General features: G+C 42.0%; 22 protein-coding genes. 10 read left to right on the top strand and 12 right to left on the bottom strand.

Annotated features, from left to right (window positions below):
- The first annotated feature begins 93 nt into the window (after window positions 1-93).
- Window positions 94-1,290, top strand: a complete 1,197-nt coding sequence (locus tag O4M77_RS07635) for a PilT/PilU family type 4a pilus ATPase (protein WP_005235842.1) — start codon at window positions 94-96, stop codon at window positions 1,288-1,290.
- A gap of 73 nt (window positions 1,291-1,363) precedes the next feature.
- On the opposite strand, the gene O4M77_RS07630 is transcribed toward O4M77_RS07635, so the two are convergent.
- The 5 genes from O4M77_RS07630 to O4M77_RS07610 all read right to left on the bottom strand — a co-directional run bounded on the left by O4M77_RS07630 (window position 1,364) and on the right by O4M77_RS07610 (window position 8,016).
- Window positions 1,364-2,539, bottom strand: a complete 1,176-nt coding sequence (locus O4M77_RS07630) for an MFS transporter (RefSeq protein WP_323713277.1) — start codon at window positions 2,537-2,539, stop codon at window positions 1,364-1,366.
- Between the two features lie 252 nt (window positions 2,540-2,791).
- Window positions 2,792-3,166: a glycine cleavage system protein GcvH gene (gcvH, locus tag O4M77_RS07625; protein ID WP_104426083.1), complete on the bottom strand. Its 375-nt coding sequence runs from the start codon at window positions 3,164-3,166 to the stop codon at window positions 2,792-2,794.
- An 82-nt stretch (window positions 3,167-3,248) separates the two neighbouring features.
- Window positions 3,249-4,277 (bottom strand): AraC family transcriptional regulator, encoded by a 1,029-nt coding sequence (locus O4M77_RS07620; protein ID WP_313482804.1) that lies wholly within the window; start codon window positions 4,275-4,277, stop codon window positions 3,249-3,251.
- Window positions 4,278-4,653: 376 nt separating this feature from the next.
- Entirely contained in the window at window positions 4,654-6,510 is a 1,857-nt protein-coding gene (locus O4M77_RS07615) for an ABC transporter ATP-binding protein (protein WP_323713276.1), read from the bottom strand.
- 246 nt (window positions 6,511-6,756) lie between these two features.
- A complete protein-coding gene (locus tag O4M77_RS07610) occupies window positions 6,757-8,016 on the bottom strand; it encodes a mechanosensitive ion channel family protein (protein ID WP_175967720.1) in 1,260 nt (419 codons plus the stop codon).
- Between the two features lie 385 nt (window positions 8,017-8,401).
- On the opposite strand from O4M77_RS07610, the gene O4M77_RS07605 reads away from it, so the two are divergent.
- Window positions 8,402-8,731: a hypothetical protein gene (locus O4M77_RS07605; RefSeq protein WP_257227194.1), complete on the top strand. Its 330-nt coding sequence runs from the start codon at window positions 8,402-8,404 to the stop codon at window positions 8,729-8,731.
- Between the two features lie 195 nt (window positions 8,732-8,926).
- Here the strand turns inward: O4M77_RS07605 and O4M77_RS07600 are convergent, their stop codons facing one another.
- From O4M77_RS07600 to O4M77_RS07580, 5 genes are all read right to left on the bottom strand, one after another.
- Window positions 8,927-9,463 (bottom strand): DUF2058 domain-containing protein, encoded by a 537-nt coding sequence (locus tag O4M77_RS07600; protein ID WP_104426088.1) that lies wholly within the window; start codon window positions 9,461-9,463, stop codon window positions 8,927-8,929.
- Between the two features lie 15 nt (window positions 9,464-9,478).
- A complete protein-coding gene (locus O4M77_RS07595) occupies window positions 9,479-10,153 on the bottom strand; it encodes a YoaK family protein (protein WP_104426089.1) in 675 nt (224 codons plus the stop codon).
- 42 nt (window positions 10,154-10,195) lie between these two features.
- A complete protein-coding gene (gene sstT / locus O4M77_RS07590; protein ID WP_004785593.1) occupies window positions 10,196-11,392 on the bottom strand; it encodes a serine/threonine transporter SstT in 1,197 nt (398 codons plus the stop codon).
- 313 nt (window positions 11,393-11,705) lie between these two features.
- Complete coding sequence (locus O4M77_RS07585) at window positions 11,706-13,454, bottom strand: SulP family inorganic anion transporter (protein ID WP_323713275.1); 1,749 nt, start codon at window positions 13,452-13,454, stop codon at window positions 11,706-11,708.
- Between the two features lie 206 nt (window positions 13,455-13,660).
- Complete coding sequence (locus tag O4M77_RS07580) at window positions 13,661-13,981, bottom strand: ArsR/SmtB family transcription factor (RefSeq protein WP_104426093.1); 321 nt, start codon at window positions 13,979-13,981, stop codon at window positions 13,661-13,663.
- A 291-nt stretch (window positions 13,982-14,272) separates the two neighbouring features.
- On the opposite strand from O4M77_RS07580, the gene cysK reads away from it, so the two are divergent.
- The 4 genes from cysK to O4M77_RS07560 all read left to right on the top strand — a co-directional run bounded on the left by cysK (window position 14,273) and on the right by O4M77_RS07560 (window position 18,831).
- Window positions 14,273-15,271 carry a cysteine synthase A gene (gene cysK, locus O4M77_RS07575; protein ID WP_159122914.1) on the top strand — a complete coding sequence of 333 codons (999 nt, stop codon included), beginning with the start codon at window positions 14,273-14,275 and terminating at the stop codon, window positions 15,269-15,271.
- Between the two features lie 183 nt (window positions 15,272-15,454).
- The gene (locus tag O4M77_RS07570) at window positions 15,455-18,145 is read left to right on the top strand and encodes a heavy metal translocating P-type ATPase (RefSeq protein WP_179992605.1); all 2,691 of its coding nucleotides are present in this window, start codon (window positions 15,455-15,457) and stop codon (window positions 18,143-18,145) included.
- Window positions 18,145-18,579 carry a Cu(I)-responsive transcriptional regulator gene (gene cueR, locus O4M77_RS07565; RefSeq protein ID WP_159122916.1) on the top strand — a complete coding sequence of 145 codons (435 nt, stop codon included), beginning with the start codon at window positions 18,145-18,147 and terminating at the stop codon, window positions 18,577-18,579. Before O4M77_RS07570 ends, cueR begins: the two co-directional genes overlap by 1 nt.
- Window positions 18,580-18,633: 54 nt before the next feature.
- Window positions 18,634-18,831 (top strand): heavy-metal-associated domain-containing protein, encoded by a 198-nt coding sequence (locus O4M77_RS07560; protein WP_034704558.1) that lies wholly within the window; start codon window positions 18,634-18,636, stop codon window positions 18,829-18,831.
- A 53-nt stretch (window positions 18,832-18,884) separates the two neighbouring features.
- Here O4M77_RS07560 and O4M77_RS07555 read toward each other — a convergent pair whose 3' ends face one another.
- On the bottom strand, window positions 18,885-19,493 hold the full coding sequence (locus O4M77_RS07555) for a TetR/AcrR family transcriptional regulator (protein WP_323713274.1): 609 nt from the start codon (window positions 19,491-19,493) through the stop codon (window positions 18,885-18,887).
- Window positions 19,494-20,056: 563 nt separating this feature from the next.
- Here O4M77_RS07555 and O4M77_RS07550 point away from each other — a divergent pair.
- The 3 genes from O4M77_RS07550 to O4M77_RS07540 all read left to right on the top strand — a co-directional run bounded on the left by O4M77_RS07550 (window position 20,057) and on the right by O4M77_RS07540 (window position 24,714).
- Window positions 20,057-21,838: an acyl-CoA dehydrogenase C-terminal domain-containing protein gene (locus tag O4M77_RS07550; RefSeq protein WP_323713273.1), complete on the top strand. Its 1,782-nt coding sequence runs from the start codon at window positions 20,057-20,059 to the stop codon at window positions 21,836-21,838.
- 78 nt (window positions 21,839-21,916) lie between these two features.
- The gene (locus O4M77_RS07545) at window positions 21,917-23,092 is read left to right on the top strand and encodes a thiolase family protein (RefSeq protein WP_312209483.1); all 1,176 of its coding nucleotides are present in this window, start codon (window positions 21,917-21,919) and stop codon (window positions 23,090-23,092) included.
- Between the two features lie 125 nt (window positions 23,093-23,217).
- Complete coding sequence (locus O4M77_RS07540; RefSeq protein ID WP_323713272.1) at window positions 23,218-24,714, top strand: succinate CoA transferase; 1,497 nt, start codon at window positions 23,218-23,220, stop codon at window positions 24,712-24,714.
- A 73-nt stretch (window positions 24,715-24,787) separates the two neighbouring features.
- On the opposite strand, the gene O4M77_RS07535 is transcribed toward O4M77_RS07540, so the two are convergent.
- On the bottom strand, window positions 24,788-25,876 hold the full coding sequence (locus O4M77_RS07535) for a zinc-binding metallopeptidase family protein (protein WP_159122920.1): 1,089 nt from the start codon (window positions 25,874-25,876) through the stop codon (window positions 24,788-24,790).
- A 457-nt stretch (window positions 25,877-26,333) separates the two neighbouring features.
- On the opposite strand from O4M77_RS07535, the gene O4M77_RS07530 reads away from it, so the two are divergent.
- Window positions 26,334-26,792, top strand: a complete 459-nt coding sequence (locus tag O4M77_RS07530) for a GNAT family N-acetyltransferase (protein WP_323714095.1) — start codon at window positions 26,334-26,336, stop codon at window positions 26,790-26,792.
- Window positions 26,793-26,824 lie beyond the last annotated feature (32 nt).

The raw sequence follows: 26,824 nt of genomic DNA, 5'->3' as shown, positions 1-26,824 counted from the left end.
CTTTAAAAAAAACGCTGCACAATAAAAATCAAATGATATTGGCATGAATCAAGCATTTAAATTCATGTAATTGTGTATTTCCAGGGGAAGAGAATGTTCACGGCAGAACTGTTGGACGAAGCAAAAAAATTCATGCATCACATGCTGACCAAAGTAGTGGAATATGGGGGCTCAGACTTATTTATTACCGCAGATTTTCCACCGAGTATTAAACATCAGGGCTTAATGAAGCCCTTTGGACAACAGACCTTAACTGCTGAAAAAACCAAACTGTTTGCTTATAGCTTGATGAATGACAAACAGCGTCAAGAGTTTGAAGCTGAACTGGAATGTAACTTCGCGATTACCGTGCCGGGCGTATCGCGCTTCCGGGTAAATGTTTTCGTACAACAGCTTCAGGTCGGGATGGTAATCCGGACCATTACCGCAGAAATTCCAAATTTCCAGAAACTGAAATTACCAGAATCATTGAAACACGTGATTATGGAAAAACGCGGTCTGGTACTGGTTGTAGGAGGAACGGGTTCAGGTAAATCGACCTCTCTGGCAGCGATGATTGACTACCGCAATGAAAATTCGGCGGGGCATATCATTACCGTGGAAGATCCGGTGGAATATGTACATAAACACAAGAAATCCATGATTACTCACCGTGAAGTTGGAGTCGATTGCCATTCCTGGCACAATGCGCTGAAAAATACCTTGCGTCAGGCCCCCGATGTAATTCTGATCGGTGAGATTCGGGATACCGAAACCATGGAACACGCAATTGCCTTTGCTGAAACCGGACATTTATGTCTGGGTACACTGCATTCCAATAATGCTAACCAGACTTTGGACCGGATTATTAACTTCTTCCCGGAAGAACGCCGTAATCAGTTATTAATGGATTTATCTTCGAATATGAAGGCGATTATTTCCCAGCGTCTGATTCGTACTCAGGATGGAAAAGGGCGTCGGGCTGCAATTGAAATCATGTTAAATACACCTTTGATTTCTGATCTGATTCTAAAAGGTGAGTTTCATGAGCTGAAGGCCATTATGGGCAAATCTCGTGAACTGGGCATGCAGACTTTCGATCAGGCCTTATTTGACCTGTATAACGAGGGTGCGATTTCTTATGAGGAAGCATTACGTAATGCTGATTCGACTAATGAATTACGTTTACAGATCAAGCTGAAAAGCAACCGCCAGGATAATCCTGCTGCTGGAGAAGCAACACAATTCACGATGATGCAAGAACCGAAAGCTGAAGAAAAAGAACAAGAAAATACTTCAGCATCTGAATAAATACTTCTTCGTGTCAGAATTAAAACAGGCAGTTTATCTGCTTTTTTTTATTATATTTAGACATTAAATTGTATTAGGCAGTCTTAACTTGAACGACCAATTTAAAGTAAACAATACTGTATAAGGTGAGTAAACTACACAGAATAAAGGCGAACTGATAACTGTAAGTCGCAATAAGCGCCCCAATCAGTAGCGAGCCGACCGCAATTCCTACATCATAGAAGGTATAAAAGGTCGAAGTCGCATACCCAATCCGGTGTTTCGGTGCACGTTGAATGGCCAGTGTCTGGATGCAAGGTTGTGCGCTGCCAAAACCGACACCAATCAATACCGCAGCCAGTAAGAATCCCCACAAAGTCTGAATCTGACTGAGTAAAAAAAGTCCTAAACTAAATACTAAGAGCGCAGGATAAATTACATATTGTGGGCCTTTACGATCATAAATTTTTCCGGTAATTGGACGCAAACTCATCATGGAAATGGCAAATACAACAAAGAATAAACTGGCATAAGCCATCAGATTTTTACTGGCAGCAAAAGGCGCAATAAAAGACATGATGCTGGCGTAAGAGAAGGAAATCAGAGCAGCCAGAACAGCAACAGGCAGCGCTTTCTTTTCCATAAAATCAGACAACGCCAGTCCTTTTTTATCAGGAATAGTTTGAATGATGTTCTCAGGCCTTTTGACCGGAATCATTAAGCAGAAAGCAAATCCGATAAAAACTAATGCAATAAGCAATGTTGTGATCTGAAAATAAGACCAGTATTCAATCAGACTTAAGCCAATCAATGGTCCTAGAACAATACCCAGATTGACTGACATAACGTAATAGCCCATGCCTTCGCCTTTACGCTGCTCTGGAATAAACTGATTCACCACAGGAACACAGACGGTAGTCAAAATACTAAACCAGATCCCATGCAAAAAACGGATGATAAATAAGGTCGTCAGCTGATCGGCAAGCAAGTAGGCTAGGGAAAATAGACTGAAAAAGGTTCCAGAAACAATCAGGGTTTTACGGATACCCAATTTTTCAATAATCAGGCCACTAAATGGACGTACCGCAATGGCTGAAATCATGAACAAGGTCATGGCCAGACCAGCTTGGGCTAAGTTTCCACCTAATTCTTTCAGGATATAAATCGGTAAAATCGTGGTTTGTGCAAAATAGAAAATAAATAAAAACAGGTTATTGGCCAGACACAGCACAAAAGGCTTGGTCCATAAAGGCAATAGATTGGATTTCATAATTTTCCTAAATTGATCTATAGGGAAATGCTGCGATGAGCATGAATATTATTTTTATAAAGCAGCCTGAGCTATCTGATGCGAGTGATAGCAGGTACAGCAAAGACTTTAAGAAAAATGTGTGAAAAATACAATAAAATTCCGATATAAATACATTGTATTTGATGGTGAGCTTTAAATACGAAGTTTTCAATGCATAAAAAAATCAGCCCGCAGGCTGATTCTTATTTTTCCATACTAAATCAAAGTAGCTTATAGGCCAGCTTCATATTCTGTATTAGACAATAGCTTTTCTACATCTGCCATATTGTCCGGTTTGATTTTATAGATCCAGCCTTTGCCATACGGGTCATCATTAATGAAGTCAGGATCATCTTCAAGCGCAGCATTGATTTCAACCACTGTACCAGAGACAGGTGCATGAATATCAGAAGCGGTTTTTACTGATTCAACCACGCCAGCCTGTTCGCCCGCAGTAATATGTGAGTCAAGATCTGGTGCTTCTACATAAACCAGATCACCTAATGCATCCTGTGCATGGTCGGAAATACCGGTCACAACAAGATCACCCTCAATGCGTACCCATTCATGTGTACTTGCGTACTTTAATTCTGAAGGATGATTCATTGATAACTCCCTAAAAATCTTAAGATCATTTTTGATATGTTTTATACATTCTTTTTGGTCAAAACAAAAGGTTTATCCGTGCTTATAAATAAGGATCTTTACGCCAGTTGCTCGGGCTACGACCACTCCAGCGCTTAAACGCCCGACTAAAATTCGCCACATCACTATAGCCAAGTTCATCAGCGATCTGCTCCAGAGTAAAGTCTGTACGGGATAATAAGGAAGTGGCATGCCGGTAGCGCACTTCATCCACCAGCGTCGAAAAAGAAGTACCTTCAGCGGCCAACTGACGCTTTAAGGTTCGATCTGACATATGCAGCCGTTCAGCTACGCTTTCAATACTCAGATAATGCTGTTCGGAATGAGTCAGAATATCCCGCACCCGCATGGCAATCCGATGCCGTTCACCTAAAGCAGATAATTCGGCTTCACATTGGTTAATCGCAATCTGGCTGGCAATTGGATCAGCATGTACCAGCTTGTTCATCAGGTAGCTTTTATCAAAACTTAAAATTAAATGCGGCTGTTCAAAACGGAACTGATGCGTAGGAAATTTCGCCATGAAGCGCTCAAAACCTTCCGGTTTTTTGAAATCAAAGTCGATTTCACCGGTTGCATCGTTAACCCCGGTAATGGCTTTGGCCATACTGATCAGGCCAATCATCAGGGCAATTGAAATTTCGGTGCGAAGCGGTTCCAGCTGAATATCAGTTTGCAGCTGTACGGTTGCCTTAGCGCCAAAGGTCGAGAAAAATAGCTGCAGGAAGGGTAAACGTAACTGAATGAATCGGTTCGCCAGCACCAGAGCTTCGGTAATATTATTCGCCGTCATGATGGCATAACCGATAAAGCCATGAATCGAAATCCGCATCTGGGTACCTAAGTGATAACCCAGTGTCGGTTCACCAGTGAGCTTCAGGGCATGCTTGACCAGTTCATTGGCCACTGATGTCGGAATACGATAATCAGGATCTGCCAACTGTTCACTGGTCAGGCCAAAAGGCTTAAAAAGCGACTCATTATTATACCCCCAGCGGGAAATGACATCGAGAAGCAAGAGACCGTATACACCTGGAATACCTTGGTCTTGGCGTGGAGCTATTGTTTTCATGCGCGATCCGTTGCACTCATTCAAATTTTTTTATTTTCACTTCATATTGGCATGAAAAAGCCATTTTCTTGATAAAAATTGTTGGACAAAGCTGCGGCAATTTCCACAATAAGATTTCAATCAACTTCAAGCAGAGTAGCCTAATTTAAAGTTGGAAATCAATGTAAACCAGAGATGTTTTAGGGATTTAATTTTAAGGCTACAGATTTCTTCTAGTTCAGAATAGAGCTGTTTTTCGAAAAATCTAGAATAAAAAAATACTCTTGGAGTAGATGATATTCCCATAAAAGGAAACCAAAGCATTACTATTCAAGTGACTCAAATAGAATGCTTCGGTTTCTGTTGTAGATGTCAGCTACTACTGGATAGAGAGCAATTATGCTTCATGCAAGTTGTCAGTTTTAGTATGTTGCTGTACCAAGAAACCGCCTGTTTGACGTTGCCATAACTGCGCATAAATCCCGTTTAAGGCAACCAGTTCATCATGCGTACCTTGCTCAGCGATTTTCCCTTGATCCATCACAATCAGACGGTCCATTTGCGCAATGGTAGAAAGACGATGCGCAATGGCAATAACCGTTTTACCTTGCATCAAATCATCCAGACTATTCTGAATAGCCGCTTCAACTTCAGAATCCAGAGCACTTGTGGCTTCATCCAGAATTAGAATCGGTGCATCTTTCAGGAATACCCGGGAAATGGCAATACGTTGGCGCTGTCCACCAGAAAGCTTCACGCCACGTTCACCTACATAGGCGTCATAGCCTCTACGGCCACGCAAATCAGTCAAATTCGGAATAAATTCTTCTGCTTTAGCCTTGCGTACAGCTTCAAACATCTCTTCATCAGTTGCATCCGGACGACCGTATTTGATATTTTCAGCTACAGTACGATGCAGTAAAGACGTATCCTGAGTGACCAGCGCAATATTTTTACGCAGGCTGTCCTGAGTGACATCGGCAATATCCTGGCCATCAATCAGAATACGGCCCTGATTCAGATGATAGAAATGCAATAGCAATTGAATCAGGGTCGATTTACCAGCTCCAGAACGCCCCACGATCCCGATTTTTTCACCTGGGCGAATGGTCAGATTAAACTGGTCAATGACCGGTTTTTCATTATAGGCAAAAGTGACATTATCGAATTTAATCTCACCGTGTTTTAGCTCCAGTTCTTTCGCATCTTCTTTGTCTTGAATATTGATCCGACGGCCCAGAGTTTTCATCCCATCTTGAATGGTACCGACATTTTCAAACAGGGCAGAGGTCTGCCACATCATAAACTCAGCAATACTATTCAGCTTTAATACCATTGCTGTAGTGGCTGCAATAATCCCGAGCTGCGCCTGACCTTGCATCCAGAGCCAGATCGCAGTTCCCAGCACACCTGCATACAGCACAACGCTCAGCATCAGAATGCTGATTTCGTATTGAGCGCCCAGCCGCATCTGTTTATATACCGTAACCATAAATTCCTGCATGGAGGATTTGGCATACTGGCTTTCACGACCTGCATGCGCAAACAGTTTTACGGTCTGAATATTGGTATAGGCATCAGTCACACGTCCGGTCATGACTGCACGTGCATCCGCTTGTAAGGACGAAATCTTGCTTAATCTTGGAATGAAATAGCAGGCAGCACAGATAAACAGTAATAGCCAGACCATAAGCGGCAGGATGAGTAAGGGGGAAATGGCACCCAAAACAATATTAATCGTGACGAAATAAATCAGCACATAGGCCAGCATATCTCCTAAAATGACCCAGAATTCCCGGATCGCCAGCGCCGTTTGCATGACTTTGGCCGATAAGCGTCCGGCGAAGTCATTATGGAAGAAGTCTAGGCTTTGTTTGAGCAATAAGTTATGGAAACGCCAACGCAGACGCATTGGGAAATTACTGTATAAAATCTGATGCTTGATCAGGGACTGGGCACTGGCAAACAGGATATTGGCAAGCAAGATAATACTCAATAAGGTCAGATTGCTGGCATGTTGATCTAAAAAAGTCTCTGGCTGACTTTGACTCAACCAGTTCACCAGATCGCCAATTTTCGAATACAGTAAGGCCTCAAAACTGGCTGCACCTGCGGTACACAATACTAGAATCAGCAAATAACGGCGTACCCCATAGGCTGCCTGCCAGACAAAGGGGAAAAACCTGGTGGGTAAAGGTTGATTCAGGTTTTTGGTGGGATAGGGATCTACCAGCCGTTCAAGCCATCGAAACATTCACGTACTCTTATCATGTATTTTCTTTGCGAAGATTATAAAGGATTCTGCTTTTTGAAGCCTGAATTTGAGTGAAATTGCCACAAATGTTTAACTAAATCAAACTTTAGGTTGCATAGCAGAAACTCATGCCAGATTTATGCCAGCTAAAGTAAAGACTAAAAATAAGAGCCTGAATTCGCTTTAAATACTGAATAAAAAAGCCCGAAATAAGAGATTATTTCAGGCTTAAGTTGAGAGGTTAGTTTAAGTAATAATCGGAGATGAAGAACTCGCGTTAAAAGATTCCTTAAAATCACTCCCAGAAGGCGCCTGATACACCTTCAATCCAAATTCTGGAATAATCGCCAGAATATGGTCCATGATATCTGACTGGATATTTTCATACTCTGCCCAAACCGTCGTATTGGTGAAAGCATAAATTTCCAGTGGCAAACCTTCGCTGGTCGGTTGTAACTGACGCACCATCAATGAGAAATCTTTGGCAATGCCAGGATGCTGTTGTAGATAAAATTCCAGATAAGCACGGAATGTCCCTAAATTGGTCAGACGGCGCTGGTTGTATTGTGAATGATGCTGGAGCTGCTGGTTAAACTTCTCTAGTTCTTCTGATTTGGTATTCAGATATTGATCCAGCAGGATGAAATTTTTCAGTTTGTTCTGTTCTTCAGCCGTCATAAAATGCACGCTGGTTTGATCAATATGAATTGAACGTTTGATCCGGCGTGCACCCGCCTCCTGCATGCCGCGCCAGTTTTTGAAGGTATCAGTCACCAGTTTATTGGTCGGAATCGTGGTCACAGTTTTGTCAAAGTTCTGCACAGTCACGGTATGTAATGACATATCAATGACATCACCATCGGCATTCAGGGTCGGCATTTCAATCCAGTCACCAATACGTACCATGTCATAAGATGAAATCTGAACCGAAGCGACCAGTGACAGAATCGTATTTTGAAAGACCAGCATCAGGACAGCGGCCATCGCACCAAAGCCAGCGAGCAAGGTGAATACATCTTTTTTCAGGAAAGTGCCTAAAATCATCAAGCCACAAACAATGAAGATGATCAGCTTAACCAGCTGTAAATAACCTTTAATCGGCTTGTTGCGTGACTTGGGATTGCGCTGATAAATCAGGTTAAAGATATTCAGTAATTCACCGAGCGCCAGAGCAATGGTCAGGAAAATAAATGCCTGAGCACCCATTTGTACAAAAGTTTGTACCTTGTCGGATAAATGTGGAACTGTGGTAATCCCGTTCATGATCACGACTGCTGGAACAATATTGGAAATCCGGCGTATCACGCTATGTTCAGCAAAAATCTGATTATTGGCAAAGGGCATTTTGGAAATCAGTTGACGGATGCCACGTACGACAATCTGTTTGGCAAACACATTGGCAAGGATGGCCAGTAAAATCACAATACTCAGTGAAGATAACATTTCCAGCCAAGGGTACTGATCGGCCCAATCTCGAATATTCTGAATAAAATTAAACTGTTCCAACTGATCTTTCTCTTTAACTCAAAAAATTTGTTAGAGTTTATAGGTTTAAACGCAATTTTTTAATCTTGGATAACCTTTTAAAACATATCTTTCTTAGAGGATGCGAACTTAATCACTATTCAGGCATTTATTTTTTCCTTCAGGTTAATTCAGATTAAATAGATCAATGGAAATTGATTGGTTAATGGCTAGGAAACGTGAAAAATTGATAGAACAGCCTAGCTTGTATTTTTTCTAACTTTAAAAAATTAAAAATGTCAAAGTGAATTAAAGAATTTAATATAGCGTTTAATTATGTTAATTCGACATAACTTAATGTTTATTTTACATTTTATATACTTACGATAGTGCTAGGATTAAAATCATATAATCTTAATCATTAAAAATGAAAAATCTTCAAATAGTTATAGCACCAGCTCTACATTCCTATGAACTGGAACATATTGAGCAATCAATAAGTCATGAGATCAATAACACTATATTGGAGATAGTGGTTAATGATGAATCTTTTGAAAAAATTGATTGTTACTTGTATTCAAAAAAAGATCCGAAAAAAATTCTTAAAAGCTCTATACATTATGTAATAGCACTCTTAGAAAGAGCAAAGTATAGAGTAGAAAAAGCTCAACAAAATAACGTGAGTCCTTTGCATATCTGCTTATACGTGATTAAGAAAATTGAGGGATTTATTGCATATTTACAGACTAAATTTTAGTTATTAGCGCTTTCATTTAAGGCTCTTTATATGAAATCTGAAGTTTCCAAATAAGATTTAAATTGAGTGAAATTTGCTATCTATTAAAACAAGAGTATGTAAAAGGCAAGCTGACATAGACTTAATGAAACAGATTAAAAAAACCGGCAAATATGCCGGTTTTTTATTTATGCTTTCCTTTTAAGGAAAATGTGTTTACCACATTAAATCATCAGGAATCACATAAGCTGCATATGGGTCTTCTTCATCAGTGGTTTCTTCATTTTTCTCTGAATTATTCACAATGATAAAGCCTTCCATTTTCGAATTGATGCGATCCGCCAGAGCTTTAGGCAGGAAGGCATAACTCTCATTTTCACGTGCAATCACCAGACTGCCAGCGACCAGTGCATTATAAATCTGCTGGTTGATATAAACTTTCTTGATCTTGCTGTCATCAATAAACTGATAACTAATTTCGCCATCCGTATCGCGGATTTTATGCTGATTAATCATCTGCATGATGGCAGCTTTGAGTTCTTTTTCCTGCAACTGGGCTTTTTTCGCTTGTTCAATGGCTTGGTCTTTAGCCAGCTTTTCCTGTTTGTCCTGTTCAATCTTGGCCTTGATTTCGGCTTCTTTACTGTCGCCTGTGCGCTTTTCATGTACAGCCTGTTTAGACAGTTTTTTGGCTTTTTTATTATCGACCAGGCCTGCCTTTAACAATTGTGCCTGTAATGCATTTTTAACCATGAGAGTTTCCAGAAATTAGTCGTGTTGATGTCGATAACGTAAATAGATCACCCAATAGGTCAGGCTAAGCAGCAGGCTTAACACTGTAGGGACCAGGAATGCATTTAATTTTAAATAAGGATAAATCCAGCTGGCAAGTATGCCACCCACCAAAAAGCCGGCCAGAATCAGCATATGCAGGATCACTTTACGAGATTCTACTACCAGACCACGCAGGCGATAGCCCATAGCCAGACCTAAATCGGTCAGTACACCAGACAAATGGGTGGTCCGGATAATCGCACCTTTATAGTGGCTGACCATGGCATTTTGTACACCCATCGCGACACAGGCCCATAACAAGGCATAACGCGGGAAATAGGGCAATAACAGCCAGCAAATGAATATAAAAAAAGCCACCAGGCTTAAAGGATAACCATACAGGCGTCCCAAGCGAAAGTGACTATTTCCTAAAATCAGCCCGCTATACATCGAGCCAATCACATAACAGAGCGTAACCAGAATCAGATACAAAATCTGGCGTGGTTGCCAGTCCAGCAGCGCCATCGCCAGCATACTGACGTTACCGGTCATATGTGAAACGGACTGATGCAACACGGTCACCAGTCCTAATACATTAATCATTCCGGCATTTACCGCAAGGAAGAATGCACCCAATTGAACCCACGATGGTAAACGCTGTAATGGCATGGCAATATCATTAGAAAAACATCTTGATTCTTCAATATAAAATCAATCTGTAGCGCGGTCTACTGCTGTTGTAAATAAAACATCGGTAGATGAGTTGAGTGCAGTCTCGGTAGAGTCCTGCAATACACTGATCACCATACCAATTGCCACCACTTGCATTGCGATATCTGAAGAAATCCCGAACAGGCCACAAGCCACGGGAATTAGCAATAGTGAACCACCAGCCACACCTGAAGCACCACACGCAGACACAGTCGCTACGATAGAAAGAATTAGCATAGTAGTGAAGTCAACATTAACACCTAAAGTATTTACTGCAGCTAAAGACAACACGGTAATCGTCACTGATGCGCCGGCCATGTTAATTGCTGCACCTAAAGGAATCGCTACGCTTGAAGTAGTCTCTTTCACACCTAAGCGTTTTGCCAAGTCCAGGTTTACTGGAATATTGGCAGCAGAACTGCGGGTAAAGAACGCAGTAATGCCACTTTCACGTAAGCAGGTAAAGACCAGTGGATACGGATTACGACGGGTAATGAAACCGACCATTAACGGGTTAATCACCAAGGCTACAAATACCATGGTACCCAGCAGAACAGCTAATAAATGCGCATAGCTGGTCAAGGTATCTAGGCCCGCTTCAGCAAAAGTCACGGCAACCAGACCAAAAATACCCACTGGCGCAAAGCTGATCACCAGACGAATTACATAATTGATGGCATTGGCAGCGTCATTTAAACAGGTTTTAGTTGTGTGTGATGCATGACGGAAGGCAATTCCTAACGCAATTGACCATGCCAGAATTCCAATAAAATTCGCTTCAGCAATGGCAACCACCGGGTTCGCTACAAAGCTCAGCACCAGATTTTTGAGAATTTCACCTAGGCTGCCTGGCGGCTGTAAATCACCTTGCGCTGCAATATCCAGGAACAATGTGCTTGGAAATAAAATACTGGCGATCACAGCGCTTAATGCTGCCAGGAACATGCCGACAGCATACATCAGCATAATAGGTCTTATCGTTGAATTGGTCTGGCCAACCTGGAAATTTGCAATTGATGCAAGAACCAGAATGAAAACCAGAACTGGCGCGACGGATTTTAGTGCCTTAATAAACAGATCACCCAACAGGCTTAAGGAAGGTGCAGCTTCAGGAAATAACAGAGCCACACCAACGCCTAGAATAATGGCGATGATGATTCGGGAGACTAAACTCAGACGCGATAGGGCAGAAAACATAAGGTTGCCTTGTGAAAATTACGAGGGCTAAATGCGAAAAAAATTTGCGTTATTTTATACTTAAATTAAGGATCGCTTAAAATATATTTTTAGATAATATTTAAGTGACTGAAAATTAATAAATAATTAAGATGATTTTTTATCTTGATCGTATTATTTCCATACAAAATTCTTAGAAATAGCCAGATTTACTGATTGGTTTTTAATCTTTATTTTTTAAATGAATATAGAATTTAAATCAATCATTTCCAGTTATGTTTCAGTTCAATTCTTTGCATGACAGCATGTCTATCATGCAAGGAATTAAAAAATCTTAAATCATATAATGTTGAGGCTTCTCGAAGATTTCCGGAGCCAGATCCTGAATTGCCTGAAAATGGGTTAGATAAATCCGTCCACTCAAATGTGTCATGAGTTTGGAGGCTTGCAAGCGGTCGAATACCGGGCCTTTCACTTCTGCAAAGTGCAGGCGAATATTTAGTTTGGATAATTCAGCATTGAGCTCTTCCAGCGTTTCCAAAGCACTCAAGTCAATCGCACTAATACTAGAGCAGTTCAAAATCACATGCTCTAACTTGTCATTTAAACTTAACTGATTAATCAGATAACCTTTAAGAGTATGCGCATTTAAAAAACTTAGGTTTTCATCAATACGCAGAGATAGAACCCGATCAGAAGTCATCACCTGATGACGCTGGATATTCCGGAAATGCTGGGTGCCTTCCACCAGACCCACGACTGCAATATGAGGGCGGCTGATGCGCCATAGCATAAGAATAAAGGTCGAAATAATCCCGACGATTAGACCGGTAGTAATATCCAGTAATACCACACCAAAAAAAGTAATCCACATGGCAATGCCATCAGCTTTGGAATAACGCCAGGCATCGACGAAAGGCTGGAAATTGACCAGTTTCCAGATAGACACAATAATGGTTGCAGCCAGAATGGTCAGCGGCAGATCCTCAAAGAAGCTGGTAAAAAACAGACTAACCACGACAATCAATAAAGAAGACAATACGCCAGCCAAAGGTGTTTTGGCGCCAGCGTCAGCATTCACCACAGTACGTGACAGACTACCGGTTACAGGAAAGGCGGAACTGATTCCGGCACTGATATTGGCTACACCGAGCGCAATCAGTTCTTGGTTGCTATTTAAATTGCTACGCTGCTGTAGCGCTGTTGCCTGAGCAATAGAGAGAGATTCCACAAAACTGATCATGGCAATCATGCTGGCACCCGGTAATAAGGTCATCACCAGCTCCCAGTTCCAGTGTGGGAAAGACAAGGGCGGAAAGCCAGAAGGAATTTCACCGACCGTTTTAATGCCCTGAACTTTTAAGTCTAAAAACAGAACGGCTGCAATACCGAGAAAAACCAGAATCAGTGGAACTGCTCGAACCAGAAAATCAGTCGAACCGATCCGGCTTTGTACTGCTTGAGATTTTAATAGTTTCGGCAGATAAACCAGTAAACAGATAGAAAGCAGGCCAAAGATCAGACTCGGGAGATGCAAAAGTGGTAAATATTCAATCAGGCTTTTCACCAGCTCGGGAATATTATTGGCTTTTAAAGGTAAATCCACCAGAAACTTGAACTGACCAAAAGCAATCAATAGAGCCGAAGCAATAATAAAACTTTGAATGACCGGATGGCTGATCAGCTGAATTAAAAAGCCGAAACGGAATACACCTAAAAGCAGGGAAATAATGCCGACCATCAATGCCAATAAAGTTGCCGCTTCAATATAGACCGGAGAACCCACTTCAAATAATGGATTCAGTGTGGCAAAGGTCATCATGGAAATGATGGCTACTGGTCCAATCGATAAGGTCGTACTGCCGCCCAATAAGGCATAAATGATCATTGGTAGAATACTGGCATAGAGTCCCATAATCGGTGGCAAACCTGCCAGCATGGCATAGGCCATCCCTTGGGGTACCAGCATCGCGACGACAATCAGGGCAGCCAGTACATCTGATTTTAATTTCACTGGGCTGTACTGACTTAACCATGACCAGGCAGGGAGTCTATTGAGCAGTCTAGACTTAAAATTTGGCATATACAGGTCTAAATCACAAATATAGATATATTATGCACAAATTCTGCTAAGAAGTCTTAGGATATAAATAGGTGATCATTCACATTTTAAAAAATGAATGAGGGGACAAAGGATCAAGGCAAAAGACTTAAAACTCTCAGTAAAGAAAATTTAAATCAGGCAGATCGCTTTAAAATAAAACAGGACGAATGAGGTAAATTGCAGCTTTAAGCGACTGCTTGATTTACACAGTAGATTTGATAAAGCTTTTTTAACATTTCTACCAGGTTCTGGTCTTTGATCGAATAATAGATCTGTTTACCGTCTCGACGGGTATTTACCGCATCGCTTTTACGCAAAATCATGAGCTGCTGAGACAGGGTTGGCTGTCTGATGTCGGTAATCTCTTCAATTTGAGAGACATTCAGTTCATTTTGGGAGAGATGACATAAAATGAGCAGTCGGTCCGTATTGGCCATTAACTTTAAAATACCGACAACCTGTTGAGCTGAATCCCGCATCGCGGCAATTTCAAGATCGGTTTTCATTTACTATGTCCATTTATACAATTACAGCCCGCGAATTATACGACTCGAACAGCGTGAATTGATGGATAGAAAGCGTGAATTACTATGGTTTTTAATGAATTGTGTTATCAAGAATAGTTATAATTTACTAATTAAAATATAAGATAATTTTATCGTGTTCCGGTTTTTTAGGAAGAAGATGTTTCATTTCAAACTGCTATCGTGATTCCATCTTGTTTCAGGCATCTACAAAGCCGGAAAATGCTTGTATCATGTAAATACATCTTGGCGAATAACATCAAGGATATTCTAATGACTACAGATTCAGCTTTTCCAACACCTGCCAATTTAGGTATCGCGGTTTATAGCAATAATGCAGAGGCAATTGGTAATACCCCTCTGGTTCGTATCAATCGTGCCATTTCAGGCGGAGCGACTGTACTTGCGAAAATTGAAAGCCGTAACCCGGCATTTTCGGTGAAATGCCGTATTGGCGCAGCCTTGATTGCTGATGCAGAAAAGTCAGGTAAATTGAAGCCGGGCATGCACATTGTTGAGCCAACCAGTGGTAATACCGGTATTGCGCTGGCATTTGTAGCAGCGGCTAAAGGCTATGATATTACCTTAACCATGCCATCCAGCATGAGTATTGAACGCCGTAAAGTGGTGAAAGCATTAGGTGCTAATTTAGTACTGACAGATCCAGCCAAAGGCATGAAAGGCGCGGTGGAAGAAGCACAACGTCTGGTGAATGAAAATCCTGAACTGTATTACCTGCCACAACAGTTTGAAAATCCAGCTAACCCAAAAATCCATGAAGAGACGACCGGTCCTGAAATCTGGGAAGCGACTGCAGGTAATGTCGATATTCTGGTAGCGGGTGTAGGTACAGGCGGTACGATTACCGGTATTTCACGCTTTTTTGAAAAAGTGAAAAACAAGCCGATTTATTCAGTTGCTGTAGAGCCTGCTGAATCTGCCATTATTGGTCAGGCAAAACGTGGTGAGACACTCACTCCAGGACCACATAAAATTCAGGGTATTGGCGCGAACTTTATTCCAAAGAACCTGGATCTGGATCTGGTAGATGAAGTGATTGCCATTACTAGTAGCGATGCAGTGGAATGGGCACGTAAAACTGCGACTCAAGAAGGCATCTTGGTGGGTATTTCAAGTGGTGCTGCAATGGCTGCAGCTGCGCAACTGGCTGCACGTCCTGAAAATGCAGGCAAAAATATCGTGGTGATTCTGCCAGATGGTGGTGAGCGCTATTTATCTTCAATTCTTTTTGAAGATATTTCTGCTGAGTAAATATTTAACAAATTAGTTTCACTAAATCTCGAAAAAGCCTGAAGTCATCTTTGGGCTTTTTTATTGGACTTTATGCCTTCATATAATGAAAGATCAAGAATTTAAACCAGAAGCTTGACCTTCCCATTATGGTAATGTTTAAGCTATAGCATAGGCAGTGAATGGGTGAATGGAGAGTGCAGAATGAATAAACCAGCAACCACACAGTTGTACGAACAGCAGGTACAGATTTCAGGAATGACCTGTGCCTCTTGTGTCGCACGTGTGGAAAAAGCCTTAAAGAAAATTGAAGGTGTGGTGGAAGCGAACGTCAATCTCTCCACTGAACAGGCTTTTTTAAAAAGTGAACAACCTATTCCTGCAACGCAACTCGTCAATGCTATCAATAAAATCGGTTTTGAAGCCGTGATCCAGCAGTTTGATTTAAATATTGAAGGCATGACCTGTGCCTCTTGTGTAGCTCGTGTTGAAAAAGCCTTGAAAAAAGTCGATCAGGTACTGGATGCGCAGGTTAATCTGGCAACCGAAAAAGCTCACGTCACTGCAATTCGTCCTCTCGCTGTTTCCCAACTGGTTAAGGCGGTACAAAAGGCCGGCTTTGATATTCAAACCGACCGAATTGAACTGGCTATTGAAGGAATGACCTGTGCCTCCTGTGTGGCACGTGTAGAAAAGGCTTTATTAAAAGTCGATCAGGTAAGTGAAGCACACGTCAATCTCGCCACTGAAACAGCTTCGGTCAAGGCGCCGCGTAGTCAGCTTCCAGCTTTAATTGCTGCTGTCAAAAAAGCTGGCTATAACGCCCATGAAAAATTAGATACACAGGCTACCGATGCCCAGACGGCATTTCAGGAAAAGAAAACCGCTGAAACTGAACAGCTAAAACGTGACTTATGGTTAGCACTAATTCTGGCTGTTCCGGTGTTTATTCTGGAAATGGGTTCACATCTGATTCCGGCTTTTCATCACTGGATTGCACATACGCTAGGTACCCAAAACAGCTGGTATATCCAGTTTGTACTGACGACTCTGGTTTTGCTGATTCCAGGACGGCGGTTTTATCAGCATGGGATTCCGGCATTGTTGCGACTGGCACCCGATATGAATTCTCTGGTTGCCGTGGGAACAATAGCCGCTTATGGATTTTCCTGTATTTCCACTTTCTTTCCGCAATTATTGCCGCAAAGCACTGTACATGTGTATTTCGAAGCGGCGGCTGTGATTGTTGCCTTGATCTTACTGGGACGTTATCTGGAAGCTCGAGCCAAAGGTAAAACCTCTGAAGCGATTCAATATCTGGTTGGCTTGCAGCCAAAAACTGCTCGAGTACAGCAAAATGGAACCTGGGTTGATCTGAAAATTGCTGATGTACAGCAGGGCATGCTGATCGAGATTCGTCCGGGTGAGAAAGTCGCAGTTGATGGTGAAGTCGTTTCTGGTCAAAGTTATATCGATGAAGCGATGATCAGCGGTGAACCTTTAGCCGTGGCTAAACAGGCTGGAGATCGGGTGATTGGCGGAACGGTAAATCAGAATGGCACCTTGCAGATCAAGGCGACAGCAGTCGGACAAGATTCAGTTCTAGCTCAGATTATTCATATGGTGGAACAGGCACAAGGCGCAAAACTTCCCATTCAGGCGGCAGTCGATAAAGTGACCTTATGGTTTGTACCGGCTGTGATGCTGCTCGCGACTTTGACTTTTATTGTCTGGTTCCTGTTGGGTCCTGAACCGAATCTGACTTATGCACTGGTCAATGCTGTTGCAGTACTGATTATTGCCTGTCCTTGTGCAATGGGCCTGGCTACGCCAACATCTATTATGGTCGGCACCGGCCGGGCAGCAGAGCTGGGTATCTTGTTCCGTAAAGGCGAAGCATTGCAACTCTTGCAGCAAACCAGAGTTGTGGCGGTGGATAAAACCGGAACCTTAACTGAAGGGAAACCAGCCCTAACCGATTTTGCAGTGACATCTGGTTTTGAGCAGCAAATAGTATTGCAAATGGTCGCAGCAGTGGAAGCCAAATCCGAACATCCCATTGCTCATGCGATTGTGGAAGCTGCGAAAGCACAACAGTTGCAACTACCTGAAGTCAGTGATTTTGATTCAATCACTGGTGCAGGCGTGAAAGCTCAAGTTTCAGGTCAGCAAATTCATATTGGCGCTGAACGCCTGATGCAGCAATTGGGTTTAAGTGTCGATATTTTTAAAGAGAAGGCACAACAGTTGGGCGAACAGGGACGCACGCCTTTATATGTCGCGATAGATCAGCAGTTGGCTGCCATTATTGCTGTGGCTGATCCGATTAAAGCCACAACCTATAGTGCGATTCAGGCCTTACATGATCAAGGCTTAAAGATTGCCATGATCACCGGTGATAACCAGCATACTGCACAGGCCATTGCCAGACAGTTGAAGATTGATCATGTCATTGCTGAAGTTCTGCCTAATGAAAAAGTCGATGCGGTACGCCAACTCCAACAGCAACATGGCATCGTCACTTTTGTCGGTGACGGGATTAATGATGCACCTGCTTTGGCTCAGGCCGATGTTGGAATGGCAATAGGAACTGGTACGGATGTCGCAATCGAAGCAGCAGACGTGGTGCTGATGTCTGGAAATTTACAGCATGTGGCAACCGGTATTGGCCTGAGTCAGGCGACCATGCGCAATATCAAACAGAACCTGTTCTGGGCCTTTGTCTATAATATTGCCTTGATTCCGATTGCTGCCGGTCTGTTGTATCCATTCTTCGGTATTTTGTTATCACCGATGTTTGCAGCAGGCGCGATGGCATTATCCTCAGTTTTTGTGGTCAGCAATGCGCTTCGTTTAAAGACTTATCAGCCGATCCAGTTGAAGGAGGCAGTGTAATGAATATTGGACAGGCCGCGAAACGCTCCGGGATCTCGGCCAAAATGATCCGTTATTATGAAGATATCGGTTTATTACCCAATCCTAAACGTAGCGATTCGGGTTATCGTATCTATAGTGACGATGACATCAAGACTTTAAGTTTTATTCAGCATGCGCGTGAACTGGGTTTTTCTTCTGAACAGATGAAAGAATTGCTCGGCCTGTGGCTGAACGATGCCAGACACAGCAGTGATGTCAAACAGTTGGCGCAAAAGCATATCGAGTTACTGCAACAGAAAATTGCGGACATGCAAAATATGATGAAAATTTTGCAGCAATCGGTTGCACAGTGTGCTGGAGATGAGCAATCTGACTGTCAGATTCTGAAACAGATTGAGCAGGGTGTGTCACATGGGAAAACTGCACATACGGCTATCAAAGCAGATCAATAGCCTTGAATTAAAATTCGCTTAACCCAAATTTAAACTGATCAAAGGGAGATCAAGATGAAATTCCGTATTGAAAATATGACTTGTGGTGGTTGTGCACGTAGTGTGACGGCAACCATTCAGGAGCTGGATGAAAATGCTAAAGTAGATGTTGATGTGGTCAGCAAAATGGTGGAAGTTGAATCGAGTGCAAGCGAATCTGAGATTATCGCGGCATTAACTGAAGATGGCTTCCCGCCTGAAACTATGGCTTGATATTTGCCATTTAAAAAATAATTCTAAAATGCCTAATCATGATTAGGCATTTTTTATGAAACTGCCGATATTTTATCTGGCGTCATCAATGCCTGATTAATATATAGCTTAATCAGGCGTTCACGTGAACCAATCGCTTTTTGATAACTGGTCGAATTTAATAATAATGAAGCGCCATAAGTGACTGTCCAGATATAAGATAAATAATCCCGGATTGACATGGCACTGTCTAAAGATACCAGATAATCATGGGTCATATCTTTAATGCAGATAATCCGTTCTTCACGAATACGATAGAGTTCCTGAAATAACTCTTTCAGGTTTTTTTCATTATTGGTTAAACGCTCTTCAATAACATGCAGCAAAATAGTCCGGTTTGAATTGAGCATGTGATAAAGCATATATTGCGAAACATAATTTTTAATATCGTTATTATATTTATCGGAAATTGCCAGAATTCTTTTTTCATTCAGAATGATGAGTTCTAAATATAACTGGTTCTTGCTTTTAAAATGCTTGTAGATGGTTCCTTTGGCGATGTCTAGTTCTTCAGCAAGTTCACTCAAGGTGATGTCCTGATTATTATCAAGCAGTAGACTTTCCGCCATGCTCAGGATCTTCTCTTTACGAAGAAGGAAGTTCTGCTGTCTTACAGTCGTCATCTTCTTGACTCATCATTTTCGAAAAGGAACCTACTAAGAATATGCTATTTTCACAGGTATAGCTATAAAACTAAGGTCGTGATATTTATCTAAATTTGTATATTTATTCAACATTTCTTGTAGAAAAAAGTCATATACAGCTGCGCTAAAAATATTGTCAAGAAAATTGAACCCTTGAGATCAACTTTGCTAAATAAAATTCCATTTTCAATATATTTGATTTATGGTTTTAGGGCATAAAGCTGAATCATATTTTCGTTTTAAACCCAGACCAGACAAGGTTTAGCGAAGTGAAGCCAGAGTCATTTTAACAGCTTAAATTTTTCATTCATTAATGGATTTAAGTTTTAAGGATTCAGTAAATACCAAAGGTATAAAGTTTGTGATTTTAAATTTTATATCGCTAATTTATGTCAATGAATTCATCACCAGATTAATTCGACATGATGATTTTTGAATGACATGCATGGATTCGAGCAAAAAGCCTCAAAATATTTTCTCGAATCCATAATGAAAAAATACTCAGTAACAGGATTGAGTATCACCAGTGAAGGAATGTGAAAATGCCTATTTATAATGCGCCGCTAAAAGACATGGAATTTATTTTAAATGATGTGTTTCAGGCCGAACAATTTTGGCAAGACAATGAAAATCTTGCACATTTAGATATGGCAACTGCAAATGCAATTCTGGAAGAGATGGCCAAGTTTTCCAAGAATGTGATTCTTGATCTGAACCGCCCTGCAGATGAAGAAGGTGGTGCTCAGTTTAGTAATGGTGAAGTCAAAACACCTGCAGGCTTTAAAGAAGCGTTCAGACAGTTTGCCGAAGGTGGCTGGGTAGGCTTGGGTGCTCCTGAAGAATGGGGCGGTCAGGGCATGCCAAAAATGCTGACTGTACTTGCAGACGAAATGATCTGGAGTACCAATCCCTCTTTCATGCTTTACTCGCTGTTAACCGTGGGAGCTGGCATGGCGATCAATGACCGTGCTTCGCAGGAACAGAAAGAAACCTATCTGCCAAAATTCTATACGGGTGAATGGTCAGGCACGATGTGTTTAACTGAGCCGCATTCAGGGACAGATCTGGGCATTATCAAAACCAAGGCTGAACCAAATCAAGACGGTTCATACAACATTACCGGGACCAAAATCTTCATTACCAGCGGTGAGCATGATCTGAGTGAAAATATCATTCACCTGGTACTGGCCAAAACCCCAAACGCGCCAGCAGGTTCACGCGGTATTTCTCTGTTTATTGTCCCTAAATTCCTGGTTAATGCCGATGGTTCACTCGGTGAGCGCAATGCGGTCGCTGCCGGTTCGATCGAACATAAGATGGGTATTAAAGGCTCGGCAACCTGTGTCATGAACTTTGATGGTGCCAAAGGCTATATGGTGGGTAATGAAAATGAAGGTCTGGCGGGCATGTTCGTGATGATGAACTACGAACGTTTGTCGATGGGGATTCAAGGCATTGGCGCGGCAGAATTTGCTTATCAGAATGCCGCACAATATGCGACCGACCGTTTACAGGGCCGTGCATCAACCGGTGCTAAATCACCAGAAAAACCAGCCGATTCAATTCTGGTCCATGGCGATGTACGCCGTATGTTGCTGAATGTGCGTGCCAATAATGAAGCTTCTCGTGCTTTCGCAGTCTATGTCGGCCAGCAGCTGGATATTACCAAATACTCCACCGACCCTGAGGCGGTACGTAAAGCAACTGATCGTGTGGCTTTATTAACGCCTATTGCCAAAGCTTACCTCACCGATAAAGCACTGGATGCTGCACTTGAAGCACAAATGTGCTTCGGTGGTCATGGCTATATCCGTGAATGGGGCATGGAACAATGTATCCGTGACCTGCGCATTTCACAGATCTATGAGGGGACCAATGGGGTGCAGGCAATTGACCTGATTGGCCGTAAAACTACGAAATGTAAAGGTGCATATATTGCAGAGTATATTGCAGAAATCCGTGAATTTGCCCAAAGTCTAGATGATGCCTTAACGATTAAAAAGGCAACCTTAGATACCTGTCAGCAACTGGAAGATATTACCAATTTTATTGTTGAGCAGTCTCAGCAGAATCCTGATTTCGCCAACTCCATTGCTGTTGATTATCTGCACGCCGTAGGTTTGTTGAGCTTCGTCTATATGTATGCGCGTATCAGTAAAGCGGCGGCTACCAAAGAAGAAAGCTATTTCCAGAATAAACTGGTACTGGCTAATTACTATATTGCTAAAGTACTCCCGGATTTGAGTGCGAGAATTCAACGTATTCAGGCAGGTGCGGAGCTGGTGATGCAATTGCCAGAAGAATATTTCACTGCACAGGCCTAAACCCGCAAATATTGCGAAGGACGAACACTGTAGAGCTATTACTTTGCAGTGTTGATAACAATGATGTTAAAGGATGAGATTAGAATGATTGTAATTGTAGAAGCTGTACGTACCGCAATGGGCGGTTTTCAAGGCTCACTTTCAAGCTGTACGGCACCAGATTTGGGTGCTGTAGCGATCAAGGAAGCGGTAGCGCGTGCAGGTCTGGCAGCCAATGATATTGATGAAGTGATTATGGGCTGCGTTCTTCCTGCCGGTTTAAAACAGGGTCCGGCACGTCAGGCCATGCGTCAGGCGGGTCTACCGGATTCCACCGGGGCGACCACGATTAATAAAATTTGTGGTTCAGGCATGAAGGCGGTGATGCAAGCAGCAGACGCAATCAAGGCCGGTTCAGCAGAGATTGTGGTTGCAGGTGGTATGGAATCGATGTCAAACGCACCCTATTTAATGGACAAGGCACGGGCCGGATTCCGTATGGGGCATGGAAAAGTCATTGACCATATGTTCCAGGAAGGTCTGGAAGATGCGGAAACAGGTCTGTCGATGGGAATCCTTGCTCAGGAAATGGCAGATAAAAAGGGCTATACCCGTGAGCAGCAGGATGCCTATGCGATTGGCTCATTAAATAAAGCCGTGACAGCGGTGCAGCAAGGTTTCTTTAAAGATGAAATCGTACCGGTCACTGTCAGTAGCCGTAAAGGCGATGTCGTGGTAGAACAGGATGAACAGCCTTTAAATGCCAAGGCTGACAAAATTCCAACCTTACGTCCAGCTTTCAAAAAGGATGGAACAATTACTGCGGCAAATGCCAGCTCCATTTCTGATGGTGCTTCGGCACTGGTGATTACCTCGAGTGAAATTGCCGCGCAGCGCAACTTAAAGCCGCTGGCTAATATTGTGGCCTATGCCAGCCATTCGCAGCATCCATCAGAATTCACCATTGCACCAGTGGGCGCGATTGAAAAAGTCTTGCAAAAAACGGGTTGGGATGCTCAGGACGTAGACCTTTGGGAAATTAATGAAGCTTTTGCCATGGTAACCATGTTAGCAATAGATGCTTTTAAACTTGATCCAGCAAAAGTGAACGTTAATGGTGGGGCATGTGCGCTTGGTCATCCCCTAGGTTCTTCCGGTTCCCGAATTATTGTGAGCTTGATTCATGCCTTAAAGCGTACTGGTGGCAAGAAAGGCATTGCAGCACTGTGTATTGGCGGTGGGGAAGCAACAGCGATTGCTGTAGAACTGATTTAAGTCTTTTCATAATTGCATGATCATATGCTTAAAGTAGCAAACTTAAATATTTTTTGAATTAGACCACAATGCTTCTGGTACGCCAGGAGCAGGCGTCTCTTTATTTTTAATTTTTGAGAATTTTTATGAACGGTTTAGAGCGTATTCGTTTGCTCGCATTACAAGATAAAGTAGTACCTGTAGAAAAAGCGCTGGAAGTGATTCAAGATGGTGACGTGATTGGTTTAAGCGGTTTTGGTGGTGCAGGTGAAGCGAAAACTATACCTTTAGCTCTGGCAGAATATGCAAAGCAGTATCCGATCCATATCACACTGGCGACAGGTGCAAGTTTAGGAAATCGGATTGATGGAAAACTCAATGAGGCCAATGTTATTACCCGCCGTTATCCTTATCAGGCTGATCCTTCTTTACGTCAGGCCATCAATAATGGTGAAGTGATGTATATCGATCAGCATCTTTCTGAACTGGCAGACAATATCCGTCATAAAAACCTGCCGGCGATTAATGTAGCTATAATTGCCGCAACGGCCATTACTGAAGATGGCCAGATTATTCCGACCGGTTCTTGTGGAAACTCGGCGAATTTCATCGAAATGGCAGATCGGGTCATTGTTGAAATTGATACAACAGTTAATCCGGTGCTAGAAGGCGTACATGATATTTATTTGCCTAAAACCCGTCCAAACCGTGGTCCGATTCCTTTGACGCAAGCCAGTGACAAGATAGGTACAATCGGAATCCATGTTGCACCTGAAAAAATTGCTGCGATTGTCATTAATGAGATTCCGGATACTTCTTTCGCAATGGATGAGCCGGATGAAGAAACACTGGCGATTGCCAGCCACTTAATTCAATTCTTTGAAAATGAAGTCGCCGCAGGACGATTACCTGAAAATCTGGGGCCGCTGCAGTCCGGAGTAGGTTCCGTGGCAAATGCCGTATTTGCAGGTTTTGAACATTCTAATTTCAACCATCTGGAAATGTATTCTGAAGTCCTGCAAGACTGTACTTTCCAGCTTATCGATTCAGGAAAAATGACCTTTGCTTCTGGTTGTTCCATGACCCTGAGCGATGAATGTGCGGCACGGGTGATGAAGAATTTTGATCAGTACAAAGATAAAATTGTCTTACGCCCGCAAGAACTTTCCAACAACCCTGAGCTGATTCGCCGTCTGGGTATAATTGCAATCAATACCGCACTGGAGTTTGATATTTACGGGAATGTGAATTCAACCCATGTCGCTGGCACCAAGATGATGAATGGTATTGGCGGCTCAGGTGATTTTACCCGTCATGCACATATTGCGATTTTTGTGACTAAATCCTATGCCAAAGGTGGTGCGATTTCGTCTGTGGTTCCACTGGTGAGCCATACAGATCATACTGACCATGACGTGGATATTCTGGTAACAGAGCAAGGTTTGGCCGATCTGCGCGGATTGGCACCACGTGAACGTGCCCGCAAGATTATCGATATTTGTGCTCATCCCGATTATCGTAAAAGTCTGAATGATTACTTTGAGCGCGCCTGTGCGCATGGTGGGCAAACACCGCATTTGTTAAATGAAGCTTTGTCCTGGCATGCCCAGTTTGAAGAAACCGGTTCAATGAAAATTGCTTAGTTCTCTTTCTTAAAATAAGCCCAAAATAAAGCCTGTGAATCACGGGCTTTATTTATTGTACTAGATAAATATTTTAGTTCTGAATCAGACGTGGGTTATTAAAGACTTTATCCAAGATATGCCGATGAATGAAACGCAGTTTATCTTTCACAGCTTCAGTCAGCTTAAAGGGGTAAGCATCTTCCAGACCCATACTGCGGTTTAAGGCATTCAAATTAAAAGTCAGGGTGACCCAGTTTTCCAGGATATGTTCAAAATCCTGTCCACCAATCGGGCATTCTTTAAAGTCCATACTGGCTAGATTTCGGCCATTACCTTCCACGCGTAGACCGGCATAAAATGCAGTTTCCAGTGTTTCCATGATATGCAGATAATGTGACCAGGTTTCAGCCCAATCTTCCCACGGGTGTGCAGTGGCATAGGGACTAATATATTTTTCATGCCAGTTGATAGGCGCACCTTGATTATAGTGCCTCTCTAGTGCTTCACTATAATTTTGCCGCTCATCTCCAAAATAATGGCGAAGTTCATCGAGTAATTCCGGATGTAGATGCTGGATGACATTAAAATAAAAATGCCCACTTTCATGACGAAAATGCCCTAATAATGTCCTGTAATTTTCACCCATATTGACCCGGGTGGTTTCCCGATAAACCACATCGGCCTCGAAGGCATTTAAGGTAATCACCCCATTGGCATGGCCGGTAAGTACTGGCTTGTCTTTTTCAGGAAGAAGAAAATCAAAACGCAAACCCAATGGATCATCATCCGAATGTTTTGGACGAGGCATAATGTTCATACGTTGGGTCAGATACAGAAAACGGCGTTTGGCTTCCTCAAGCCGATACCAGTAAATCATGTTTTCGGCATTTTCCAGATTTGGAATTACATGAGTCAGCTGGCAGGATTCGCAAAAATCTTCCTCGTCATCTACAGGGATCATCCAGTTACATACCTGATGATGGGTATAGTTATAACAAGGTTTATAACGGGAATATTGATACTTCTCGGCAACGGGAACCCACTCCTGAGCATTCAGCTTTTTAAATGTCGTCATTTCTTTTTCGGATGCGATATAGCCGATAGGAGAAAGGCAGTGATCACATACGAATTTGGCGAAAAAGATCTGCTGTTCGCAAACTGGACATTCAAAATACTTCATCGATACTCCCTGCAAAATGAATGAATTACAATGAATTACTGAAACTCTATAATTTATATTCAGATTGCATTGCGGAATTTTATCCTGTTTAAAAATTCATCATAAAAATTTCTTAAAAAACACTATGTTGATTAATTGTAAAATGCGTGTGATCAATTATTCATTAAATTATAGTTTAGTGACTGTTTATAGACGAAAAGCTGACAGAAATAAAAAAACCGATGAACTGACTTATGTATTTTTTTCTTAAATAAAAACGAGAGTATCAATTTAAAAAAACTGAATAATGCAAACTATAAAAAAATTAGAGATCAAAAATTATTGAAAAAAATTGATTGAATAGCGTTTTTCATAAGACCTAATTGGTATATATTTTCCTCAATGTTAAAACATACATCGTGCAGAAAAATAAATTATTTTTCATTTTATAGTTCTGCTTTTGGGGTATTAAAATATGATGAAGATAAGAAAAGCCACTGTTCAGGACACACTAGCAATTGCGAACGTCATTGCCCCATTTGTTGATGTCTTGATTTCTAGTGAAGAGGGACGCAAGCGTTTTCAACCTGAAATTCTTCAGACCATTTTTGATCGAGCTGATATTCATTATTTTGTTGGAGAAATTAATCAAAAAATTGTGGGCGTGGTGGCCTATATGGAACCTGCACACTTCATGCACTTTTTTCTTGATCCAGCTTATCAGGGGCATGGACATGGACGACAAATGTGGAATTTTTTAGAAGAAAAAATTCGTAATCAAGGGCATCAAAAGATTACAGTCAAATCCAGTTTATATGGCTTCAATATTTATAAAAAATTTGGTTTTGTAGAAACAGGTGAACTTACTCACGAACATGGCATTCGCTTTATTCCAATGGAAAAAGTTTATTCTGATGAAACATCTTCAGTCTCTTAAAATAGAAGAGCCGTTTATTATAAGTTAATCAA

It is taken from the genome of Acinetobacter sp. YWS30-1 (assembly GCF_033558715.1).
GTDB lineage: Bacteria > Pseudomonadota > Gammaproteobacteria > Pseudomonadales > Moraxellaceae > Acinetobacter.
Note: the sequence above shows the minus strand (reverse complement) of the source record. Positions and strands in the feature narration are given on the sequence as shown.

Excerpts from the sequence above, each read along its gene's own strand:
- O4M77_RS07635 (WP_005235842.1), top strand. The coding sequence starts at position 94 with ATGTTCACGGCAGAACTGTTGGACGAAGCAAAAAAATTCATGCATCAC.
- O4M77_RS07630 (WP_323713277.1), bottom strand. The coding sequence starts at position 2,539 with ATGAAATCCAATCTATTGCCTTTATGGACCAAGCCTTTTGTGCTGTGT.
- gcvH (WP_104426083.1), bottom strand. The coding sequence starts at position 3,166 with ATGAATCATCCTTCAGAATTAAAGTACGCAAGTACACATGAATGGGTA.
- O4M77_RS07620 (WP_313482804.1), bottom strand. The coding sequence starts at position 4,277 with ATGAAAACAATAGCTCCACGCCAAGACCAAGGTATTCCAGGTGTATAC.
- O4M77_RS07615 (WP_323713276.1), bottom strand. The coding sequence starts at position 6,510 with ATGTTTCGATGGCTTGAACGGCTGGTAGATCCCTATCCCACCAAAAAC.
- O4M77_RS07605 (WP_257227194.1), top strand. The coding sequence starts at position 8,402 with ATGAAAAATCTTCAAATAGTTATAGCACCAGCTCTACATTCCTATGAA.
- O4M77_RS07600 (WP_104426088.1), bottom strand. The coding sequence starts at position 9,463 with ATGGTTAAAAATGCATTACAGGCACAATTGTTAAAGGCAGGCCTGGTC.
- O4M77_RS07595 (WP_104426089.1), bottom strand. The coding sequence starts at position 10,153 with ATGCCATTACAGCGTTTACCATCGTGGGTTCAATTGGGTGCATTCTTC.
- sstT (WP_004785593.1), bottom strand. The coding sequence starts at position 11,392 with ATGTTTTCTGCCCTATCGCGTCTGAGTTTAGTCTCCCGAATCATCATC.
- O4M77_RS07585 (WP_323713275.1), bottom strand. The coding sequence starts at position 13,454 with ATGCCAAATTTTAAGTCTAGACTGCTCAATAGACTCCCTGCCTGGTCA.
- O4M77_RS07580 (WP_104426093.1), bottom strand. The coding sequence starts at position 13,981 with ATGAAAACCGATCTTGAAATTGCCGCGATGCGGGATTCAGCTCAACAG.
- cysK (WP_159122914.1), top strand. The coding sequence starts at position 14,273 with ATGACTACAGATTCAGCTTTTCCAACACCTGCCAATTTAGGTATCGCG.
- O4M77_RS07570 (WP_179992605.1), top strand. The coding sequence starts at position 15,455 with ATGAATAAACCAGCAACCACACAGTTGTACGAACAGCAGGTACAGATT.
- cueR (WP_159122916.1), top strand. The coding sequence starts at position 18,145 with ATGAATATTGGACAGGCCGCGAAACGCTCCGGGATCTCGGCCAAAATG.
- O4M77_RS07560 (WP_034704558.1), top strand. The coding sequence starts at position 18,634 with ATGAAATTCCGTATTGAAAATATGACTTGTGGTGGTTGTGCACGTAGT.
- O4M77_RS07555 (WP_323713274.1), bottom strand. The coding sequence starts at position 19,493 with ATGACGACTGTAAGACAGCAGAACTTCCTTCTTCGTAAAGAGAAGATC.
- O4M77_RS07550 (WP_323713273.1), top strand. The coding sequence starts at position 20,057 with ATGCCTATTTATAATGCGCCGCTAAAAGACATGGAATTTATTTTAAAT.
- O4M77_RS07540 (WP_323713272.1), top strand. The coding sequence starts at position 23,218 with ATGAACGGTTTAGAGCGTATTCGTTTGCTCGCATTACAAGATAAAGTA.
- O4M77_RS07535 (WP_159122920.1), bottom strand. The coding sequence starts at position 25,876 with ATGAAGTATTTTGAATGTCCAGTTTGCGAACAGCAGATCTTTTTCGCC.
- O4M77_RS07530 (WP_323714095.1), top strand. The coding sequence starts at position 26,334 with ATGAAGATAAGAAAAGCCACTGTTCAGGACACACTAGCAATTGCGAAC.